The sequence below is a fragment of the Burkholderia sp. APQ4-4ca genome (assembly GCF_057837105.1).
The window spans coordinates 141,310-150,310 of sequence record NZ_JBYQCG010000071.1; the positions used below are offsets into that span (position 1 = coordinate 141,310).

Genomic DNA, 9,001 nt, shown 5'->3' on the forward strand with positions numbered 1-9,001 from the left:
ATGAGCAATCTGAAAGCAGTGACGCTGGAAACAATCGAAGCCGACGTGATCAACAACCCGCTTCCCGTATTGGTGGACTTCTGGGCGCCGTGGTGCGGTCCTTGCAAGGCGCTCGCGCCGACGCTGTCGAAATTGAGCGAGCAGTTTCAGGACAACGTGGCGTTCGTGAAGATCGACGTGGACGAGAATGCCGGCGTTCGCGAACGATTCGGCGTTCGTGGTATTCCGACGCTGATCCTGCTGCGCGGCGGCAAGGAGCTCGGCCGTGTGGTCGGCAATCGCTCCGCCACGCAACTGGCCGGCTTCATCGACAACCACCTGGGCTCCGTGACGCCGTTGCCGACGGTGATCGCCGTTGTACCGAACGCGTTCGGCGGCAACGCGCAGCTCAAGGCGGAGCGCCTTGCCGCGCTGGGCGCGTGGCTGGACCGCAAGCGGGCCGCGCCTTCGGAAGCGATGTGGGATGGCGAAATCGGCAGCGCCATTCAGTTCGTCTGCAACACCGCGGACGTGGACGATTGCGCAAGAACGCTGGGTATTCCGGCCAACGTGCTGGCCGTGGTGGAATCGCTGTCGAGCTATCGCAGCACCCATCTGAACGGCGCGGAGTTCGTCGCGCACTGGCTGGATGCCGTGCCGGTCGGGGCGAATCTCTCGCGGCTGCCGCAAATGCTGGTCACCGATCTGCTGTCCGGCGGCGAGATGACCGAGTTGATCGGCGGCGATCCGACGTTGCTGTCGATTCGCGACCGGCTGACCGCGCAGCATGACCCCGCGCGGGCGGAAGGGCCGCTCGCCCCGGAACTGGCCGCAATCAGGCAGGCGCTCGCGAAGTCCGACACCGCGGCGGCCGGCGCCGCGCATGCGCTGGCGACACGGCTCCTCGTGTTGACCGCGCAGCCGCTCGGCGACGCCGCGATCGTCACCGATTTCATATTCGGCCTTGCGGGCGCGCATTGGGAATTGTTGCGCGCGGCCTGCAACTGGACGTCCGACGACGACCGGCGCTTCATGCAACTCGCGGACGAAACGTCGAAGCGCGCGGTGGAGCGCGGCGAAGAAGCTTCGCATGGCGAGAAGACCCTCGAGCGGATCGAGTTGGTGGATTCCTCACTCATCGCGCGGTTTCGATCCCACTACGGCGATGGCACGCGGGCCATGAAAAAGGTCGGCATTAGCATCGGCGATCGTTTGATCGCGATAACGAAGCGCTGCACGTAAATCTTCTGAGAAAAAGCGCGCGTCGAACGTAAATTCCGGATACGCCGGCGTGCGCGCAAAACGATTCCACGAATCCGCGAGACGGCGATTTCTTTCGTAAAAAAATTTCGATCGCGATCGATAGACTGTTTCCAATGTGCTCCCCCTCGATATGACGCGAAAACGTCTCGGCAGATGAGCGGGCTCAGCGGGCACACGGCATTCCAACACTCGGAGTAATTTCCATGCAAGACGGCGGTACGCAGTGGCGCGACGTGAAATCCAGCCTGGAGGCAGCGGCCGAATGTGCACTCGATCTCGCACGACGCGCAGGGGCCGACGGCGTTCGTGTGGAGATCGATCATGTCGAATCGCGGACAGCGACCGTGCGCAACCGGATGCCGACCGAGCGGAGCCTTCGGCTGTCTTCATCGGTCTCGCTCGTGGTCTATCGCAATGGCCGACGCGGCGCGACGACCTCGTCCGATTTGTCCGCCGACGGCCTCGCGGGTGCGGTGGCGGCCGCCATCGACATCGCGTCCGTCACGGACGTCGATGCTGCCGCCGGCCTGGCTCGGGCGGACTTGCTCGCCAAGGACTTCATCGATCTGGATTTGTATCATCCGCTCGATCTGTCGCTCGATGACATGCTCGACGACGCCCGTCGCGCGGAAGAGGCCGCATTTTCCACGAGCCCCGCCATCGTGACGACCAATGGCGCCAGCGTCGGGACTTCCGCGGGGCTGTCGCTGCTCGCGACCAGCGAAGGGTTCGGGCACAGCGTGCCGTGGTCCACGCATTTTTTGTCGTGCATGCCTGTCGCGGCAGGCACCGGCGAGAAACAGATGGGATTCTGGAGCGATGGCGCGCGCGCCTATGCTGATCTCGACGCCCCCGCACGGATCGGCGCGCAAGCCGCGACGCGCGCGCTCGCGCTGCTGGGCGGCACGCAGGTTGAAACGCAGCGTTGCTCCGTGTTGTTCGAGCCGATGGCCGCGATGTCGCTGCTCGGCGAGTTCGTCAACGCGGCGTCGGGCGATGCGCTTTATCGGACGGGCTCATACCTGACCCACCGTCTCGACACTCGCGTCTTTGCCGATCATATTCAGGTCTACGAAGATCCGTTCGTCCCGAGAGGCTTGGCGAGCCGCTGTTTCGACGCCGACGGCGTGGCCGTGTCCCGGCGATCGATTGTCGACGCAGGTGTGTTGCGCGGCTATTTTCTTGGCTTGTATGCGGCCCGGCGTCTCGGCATGGCGCCGACCGGTAACGGCTGGGGCCCGCACAACCTCGAAGTGCGCAGCGAGAAAACCGGCCACGCGGACGGGATCGACGCGATGCTGAAAAGGCTCGATCGCGGCTTGTTCGTCACCGAGATGGCAGGCGGTGGCGTGAATCGATTGACCGGCGATTTCTCGCGTGCCGCGAAAGGGTTCTGGGTGGAGAACGGCCAGATCCGTTTTCCGGTCACCGGCATCACGATCGCGTCGAATCTGGACGCGATGTTTTCCGGCCTGCTCGCCGTGGGCGCCGACATCGTGACCAGAGGAAGCTTCCGCACGGGTTCGTGGCTGATCGATGAAATGAGAATCGGCGGCAGCTGACGCGCCCGGCGTGCGCGGCCAACCTTTCCTGTCACATACCGGTACGACACCATGCTGGACACGAACGAAACCCTGACCCACACCCGCGGCCCCTCGCTCGACGACATGCGTCGCGCGGCGTATGCCGGGCTGCTGGACAAACACGGCATCGACGAAACGCACCTGTTCGCCGCGCTGAACAGCGCGCTCGGGCAGTCCGGCGACTTCGCCGACATCTATCTGAAGGCGTCGATCGCCGAATCGTGGTCGCTCGAAGGCGGCGCCGTGCGGGGGGGCGCCTGGCTATGCGATTCGGGATTCGGCATTCGCGTGCTGAACGGCGAGGAGACGACGTTCGCGAGTTCGCAACGAATCGGGGCGGACGCGTTGCGCACGATCGCGCGGCAGATTCGTTCGGGACCGGAGGCTATCGCCCGCGCCACGCCTCGAGGCGAACCAGCCGGTTCGGCGGCGGCGCGATCGATCTATGCCCCGCGAGCCTCGCTCGGCACGATCGGCGCGGAGCGCAAACTCGCGCTGCTCAAGCGCGTCGACGAACTGGCGCGATCGAAGGATCGGCGCGTGGTCGAGGTCAACGCCATGCTCGCCGCGACGCACGAGACGGTGTGGATCGCGCGTTGCGACGGGCTCAGTGTCGGCGACGTGCGACCCATGCTGCGGTTGGCGATCAACGTACGGGTCAAATCGGGCGACCGGGTCGAAAGCGCAAGCGGGGGGATCGGCGGTCGCTACGGGATCGCTTCCTGGTCGGACGACGACCTCCGCACACTGGTGTACGACCGCGTCGAAGCCGCGCTGACGAAACTGGATGCACGGCCCGCGCCGGCGGGAACGATGACGGTCGTCGTCGGGCCGGGCTGGAATGGCGTGCTGTTGCACGAAGCCGTGGGTCATGGTCTCGAGGCCGACGGCATACGGCGCAAGACGTCGGTGTTCGCGGGCCGCATCGGTGAGCGAGTGGCGGCGCGCAACGTCACCATCGTCGACGACGGCACGCTCGAAGGCCGCCGTGGTTCGCTCAATGTCGACGACGAGGGCTGTCCGACGCAACGCACGGTGTTGATCGAGGACGGCGTGTTGCGCGGCTGCATGCAGGACTCGCTCAACGCGCGCCTAATGAACATGCGGCCGACCGGCAATGGCCGCCGTGAGAGCTATGCGGTGTTGCCGATGCCTCGCATGACCAACACGTTCATGCTCAACGGCGATCGCGAGCACGACGAGATCATTGCGTCGGTGAAGCGCGGGATCTATGTAGCCGGGCTCGAAGGCGGCCAGGTCGACATCACGAGCGGGCAGTTCGTGTTCGAGGCATCGGAAGCATTCCTGATCGAAAACGGCAGGCTCTGCGCGCCCGTGAAAGGCGCGACGATCACCGGCAACGGGCTGGAAACGATCCAGAAAATCAGCATGGTCGGCAACAACCTCGAGCTCGACACCGGCCGCGCCGTGTGCGGCAAGGCCGGCCAGTCGGTGCCGGTGAGCGTGGGACAGCCTACCGTTCGCGTGGACGACATGACGGTGGGCGGCACGGCATGACGAATGCGTGCGGACGGATGGCGAGCCGACGATGAGAGGGTGGACACAGCGTCTCGACCAGTCGAGAGTGCGGTCGCGGGCGGACAAGACGGAGCTTCTGCCTTTACCGAAGGCCATTCGCGATGCGCTTGCCCTGGAGTATCACCTTCAGCTCGAAGCGCTGCGCGCCGGCGCCGGCTCGCTGACCGCGCTGCGTATCCTGTTGCGCGTGGCGATGGCCGCCACGATGCTGCGCGAACTCGGCTACGGCGGGCAACACCTGCATGCGTCGGACGAATACGAGCGCATCGCCGGCAATGCCTATGAATCGGGAGAGGAAGGCCGCTACGGATTCGACCAGGTCGCCTTTCGCGCCTTCGCGGCGCTCGTGACGGATCACGACTCGCAACTCGAGACAGCGCCCGTCCGGGTGATCGACATCGTCGCACGGCAACTGGAGCGACCCGGTGCGGCGCAGTGAGAGACGCACGTCGGTGACGACGAACGGCAGGGGAGAATGTCAGCCGGCGGCGGAGCGCCGACGCGGGCGCAGCCGGCTCATGCCATCAGATAGCACTGCGTCAGCGCCTGCGCGATATATTTGCGCACCATGCTCACCGACACGCCGAGCTGCTCGGCGATTTCAGCGTGCGTGAGGCCGTCTATCTGACTCATCACGAAAGCGCTTTTCGTATTGGGTGACAGGCCGTTCAACGCCTGATCCACGAGCAAGAGCGCCTGCGTCACTTCCGCCATGCTTTCCGCCGACGGCGTGACGGCTTCTTCCCGATGGACGAGCGTTTCGAGGTACGCGCGTTCCAGGTCGCGGCGGCGCCACATCTCGTAGGTGAGACGCTGGGCGATGACCGTGAGAAAGGCCCGTGCATCGCGCACGGCTGTCAGGTCCTGCACATCCGCCAGTTCTGCAAACGATGACGACGCGAGATCCTCGGCGTCGGCCGGCGAGCCGACGCGCCTTTGCAGCTTCGACTTCAGCCATGCATAGCTCGCGCGGAATTCACTGGTCAGCCATGCCGCACGCGAGCGCGTGCGTTCGTCGTCGACGTCGCTTCTCGTGGGGGAGCCACTGATCGGTGAGCTGTAATTCATATGAAACGGATTCCTGGACCCGTGGCGTCAAGGCACGCAAGCGTGCACGAAAACAGCACATGAGAAGCGCACATTATTTGCGCCGCCACGCCTCTGGAAGTGACAACGCCTCTGCGCAGCGCCCAGGCTTGAGTATGCCATTACAAAAACCGCCGGAGTCAAAGTGGTTTGAAACCAACGCAATATTTTGTGCCGTCGTTTCGCCGTCGAAAAATCACGCTGCCGTCGGCCGATAAGTCTGACGAATCCGTGAACGATACGGATACCGCATCGTCGACAAACCAAGGAATCGTCGAATCGTGGTGAGGCGACGATCGGAATGAGGACGGCGAATTCCCGACATCGCAACCTGCGCTGAAAAGGTATTCCGCCGAGCGCCGCCGCCGCGGAAAAACGTCCCTCACTTCGGCCGACCGGCGATTTAATTCGCAAAAGTCGTTTGCGTCGTGACGCGTACGATTTCGGCAGTGTCGGGGCAGGGCCGGGAACCGCCTGCCGTGACGTTTCCTCCTTACTCCCGAGTTGTGCTCGATCCATGAATTTTCTGCTCTGCACGCCTGCCGAAGGCTACGCCTCCGATGCCGATTGCCTCGTGATCGGTTTGTTCGAAAACCAGAAACCGTCTGCGACGTGGGCGATGCCCGATCGCGCGGTCGCGGCACGCATCGACCGTTTGTGGAAGGCAGGCGATATCGATGGAAAGGTCGGTTCGACATGCTGGTTGCACGAAGTGCAACACATGGGCGCATCGCGCATCTTGCTGGTCGGGCTCGGCACGTCGGAGGCGCTCGACCGTCGACGCTATGGGCAGGCACTGCGTGCTGCCTGGCGCGCCGTACTCGCCACCCGGCTCACGAAGGCGAATATCGCGCTGACACTCGCGCCGGTGATCGACCTCGACGCAGCCGCCCGCGTGCGCGCTGCCGTGCTTGAATTGCGCGAGGAGCGTTATCGCTTCGTCGACATGAAAAGCGAGAAAGACGATGTTCCTTGCTCATTGACCACAGCGGTGTTCGCAGTCGAAGCCGATGCGATGAAAGCCGCGAAGCGAGTCATCCGGCGCGCCGTGGCACTGGCAAACGGCATCGATCTCGCGCGCGATCTCGGCAATATGCCCGGCAACGTTTGCACGCCCGCATGGCTTGGGAATACGGCAAGGAAGATCGCCCGCGACTGGGACATGAAGGTGGACGTGTTCGGACCGCAACGTATCACCGCGTTGAAAATGGGCGCATTCCTGAGCGTCGCGCGCGGCTCGGCACAACCGGCGCAACTGATCGTCCTCCAGTATCGCGGCGCCGGCCCGCGCACGGCGCCCGTCGTGCTGGTCGGCAAAGGCATCACGTTCGATTCGGGCGGGATTTCGCTCAAGCCTGCCGAAGCCATGGACGAGATGAAATACGACATGTGCGGGGCGGCCGCGGTGCTGGGTGCGATGCAGGCCGTCGCCGAGATGGGGCTGCGGCTGAATGTCGTCGCGATCATTCCGGCTTGCGAGAACATGCCCGGCGGCGATGCGAACAAGCCGGGCGACATCGTCACGAGCATGAAGGGCCTCACGATCGAGGTGCTCAACACCGACGCGGAGGGGCGACTCATTCTGTGCGATGCCCTCACGTATGCGGAGCGCTTCCGGCCCGCCGCCGTGATCGACGTGGCCACGCTCACGGGAGCGTGCGTCGTCGCGCTCGGCCATCATCGCAGCGGCCTGTTCGCCAATGACGATGCACTTGCCGACGCGTTGCTGCATGCGTCTGAAGCCGCGTCGGACGCGATATGGCGTCTGCCCGTCGACGACGCGTACGGCGAGCAACTGAAATCGAATTTCGCCGATCTGGCGAATATCGGCGGACGCGCGGCGGGCAGTATTACGGCAGCCTGTTTTCTGTCACGCTTCGCGCAGGCATATCCGTGGGCGCATCTCGACATCGCAGGCACCGCGTGGCGAAGCGGCGCGACGAAAGGCGCGACCGGCCGGCCGGTCGCATTGCTCGTGGAGTATCTCGCGAGTCGCGTGCAAGCGTGAATTCGCACGCCGCGCGCCGGCCGGCTCGAGTCCGGCGCGGTGCTCGACGGTGAAACGGCGCGCGCCCCTGCGAATGACTGGCTGCGACTATACGAGACCAAGAGGACGAGACCCAAACATGTATTGGCCTGTGGGGGCGGCGCAAACCTGTTATCAGCGTGAACAAGCCCCAAGCGCCATGGCCACGCAGCCTGCTTCACTCCGCATCGTCAATGCGACCCGTCGTGTCGGATCCCCGCCGCATCGCGTTGCCGAAGTTTCGCGTACAGCGTCGTGCGTGAAATGCCCAGTTGCCGCGCGGCCGCCGACACGTTGCCGTCGTGCTCGTCGAGCGCGCGCCGGATCGCATCGAGCGACTGTTCGTGCAGGCTGGCGTTGGCGTTGGCGTTGGCGTGCGGGCGGACGGCCGGCGCCGCGGTGCACACGTCCTCCGCGTCGGCGAGCACGTCGGCGTGGCGCGTTGCGCTCGCGCGATCGAGCGGTGCACGCACGGTGCGCACCCATACGTGGCTACCATCGTCGCGCGCGATCCGTTGCGGCGTGCGTGCCGGTGTCAGCAAACGGCGCTGCTGTGCGGGCGTGGCGCCGGGCAACAACTGCCGGAGATCGTGCGGCGCCACCGGCCCGGCAGGCGCGAGGTCGAGCATCTGGCGTGCCAGGCGGCTCACTGCGCGCACGCGGCCCGCTTCGTCGAGCGCAATGACGCCGGCGAGCGGCGTGCCGAGCCAGCGCGGATCGAATTGCACCTGCAACAGATGGCAGTCGCGCAGCATCGCATAGAGCCGCTGCTCGGCGGATAGCGACGCATGCCGGAACGGCTCGCGCAGTTGCGCGACGTTGCGCCGGCCGATGCCGGTGATATCGAGCGCGCCGATCACTTCGCCGTCGAAGCCGACCAGCGGCACCGCGAGACAGAACACCCGCGAGAACGCGTCGAGATAGTGCTGCGCGCCCGCGACGATGGCCTCGGCGCCGTCGTGAATCACGCAGCTCGGCGCGGTCGTGCCGATGTTCGGTTCGACGATCCGGCGCCCGGCGACGATCGGCGTCAGCAGCGCGTCGTCGCATTGCGGGCTGCGCCGCGCATGGACGACCGTGCCTTGCGGATTGACGCACATGATCGTCCATTCGCTGCCGCCGAATGCGGCCCACAGCGGCTCGATTTCCTGCGCGACGCAGCGATGGAGCCGGCGGTCCGCGCGCGATTCGTCGTGCTCGCGCTGCATTTCATAGCGGGCGGTTTGCCACGGCCGGAGCCCGGCGTCGCGCGAGCGCAGCCACGAGCGCGCGACGCTGGCGGGCAATGCCGTTTCCGGCAGCGGTTCGCCCGCGGCGAAGCGGGCGCGGAGCCGGTTCAGGTCGACCGGCCGTGCAGGGGATTCGGGGGCCATGTTCACGCTGCGCTCCATATGGGTGAAGGTCCGGGCGCGCGTGCCGCGCCGGCGTATCGAGCGAATGCGTAATATAGCCCGGTGCCCGGAATGCGGCATTTTTCTTCCCGACCGGGCGCCGTGCGTGCCGCCGCGAGGGGCGGCGGCACGCA

6 protein-coding genes and 1 pseudogene are annotated in these 9,001 nt (G+C 65.4%); 5 read left to right on the forward strand and 2 right to left on the reverse strand.

Annotation, left to right across the window (positions count from 1 at the left end; all coding sequences use genetic code 11):
• The 4 genes from trxA to AC3IFE_RS06075 all read left to right on the forward strand — a co-directional run bounded on the left by trxA (position 1) and on the right by AC3IFE_RS06075 (position 4,803).
• Positions 1 to 1,221, forward strand: coding sequence for a thioredoxin (gene trxA / locus AC3IFE_RS06060; RefSeq protein ID WP_089471249.1), 1,221 nt, complete (start codon positions 1 to 3; stop codon positions 1,219 to 1,221).
• Positions 1,222 to 1,445: 224 nt separating this feature from the next.
• On the forward strand, positions 1,446 to 2,804 hold the full coding sequence (locus AC3IFE_RS06065) for a metallopeptidase TldD-related protein (protein WP_489189891.1): 1,359 nt from the start codon (positions 1,446 to 1,448) through the stop codon (positions 2,802 to 2,804).
• A 51-nt stretch (positions 2,805 to 2,855) separates the two neighbouring features.
• Positions 2,856 to 4,343 carry a metalloprotease TldD gene (tldD, locus tag AC3IFE_RS06070; protein ID WP_089471251.1) on the forward strand — a complete coding sequence of 496 codons (1,488 nt, stop codon included), beginning with the start codon at positions 2,856 to 2,858 and terminating at the stop codon, positions 4,341 to 4,343.
• Positions 4,344 to 4,410: 67 nt separating this feature from the next.
• Positions 4,411 to 4,803: a Fis family transcriptional regulator gene (locus tag AC3IFE_RS06075; RefSeq protein ID WP_489189892.1), complete on the forward strand. Its 393-nt coding sequence runs from the start codon at positions 4,411 to 4,413 to the stop codon at positions 4,801 to 4,803.
• 77 nt (positions 4,804 to 4,880) lie between these two features.
• On the opposite strand, the gene AC3IFE_RS06080 is transcribed toward AC3IFE_RS06075, so the two are convergent.
• Positions 4,881 to 5,432 carry a sigma-70 family RNA polymerase sigma factor gene (locus tag AC3IFE_RS06080; RefSeq protein WP_089471253.1) on the reverse strand — a complete coding sequence of 184 codons (552 nt, stop codon included), beginning with the start codon at positions 5,430 to 5,432 and terminating at the stop codon, positions 4,881 to 4,883.
• Between the two features lie 580 nt (positions 5,433 to 6,012).
• On the opposite strand from AC3IFE_RS06080, the pseudogene AC3IFE_RS06085 reads away from it, so the two are divergent.
• Positions 6,013 to 7,458 (forward strand): annotated as a pseudogene (locus AC3IFE_RS06085) (leucyl aminopeptidase); the annotation flags it as partial.
• Positions 7,459 to 7,667: 209 nt separating this feature from the next.
• Here the strand turns inward: AC3IFE_RS06085 and AC3IFE_RS06090 are convergent.
• On the reverse strand, positions 7,668 to 8,849 hold the full coding sequence (locus AC3IFE_RS06090; protein ID WP_489189897.1) for a helix-turn-helix domain-containing protein: 1,182 nt from the start codon (positions 8,847 to 8,849) through the stop codon (positions 7,668 to 7,670).
• Positions 8,850 to 9,001 lie beyond the last annotated feature (152 nt).

Bases quoted from the DNA above. Each gene is read 5' to 3' on its own strand.
- tldD (WP_089471251.1), top strand. From the start codon at position 2,856: ATGCTGGACACGAACGAAACCCTGACCCACACCCGCGGCCCCTCGCTC.
- trxA (WP_089471249.1), top strand. From the start codon at position 1: ATGAGCAATCTGAAAGCAGTGACGCTGGAAACAATCGAAGCCGACGTG.
- AC3IFE_RS06065 (WP_489189891.1), top strand. From the start codon at position 1,446: ATGCAAGACGGCGGTACGCAGTGGCGCGACGTGAAATCCAGCCTGGAG.
- AC3IFE_RS06090 (WP_489189897.1), bottom strand. From the start codon at position 8,849: ATGGCCCCCGAATCCCCTGCACGGCCGGTCGACCTGAACCGGCTCCGC.
- AC3IFE_RS06080 (WP_089471253.1), bottom strand. From the start codon at position 5,432: ATGAATTACAGCTCACCGATCAGTGGCTCCCCCACGAGAAGCGACGTC.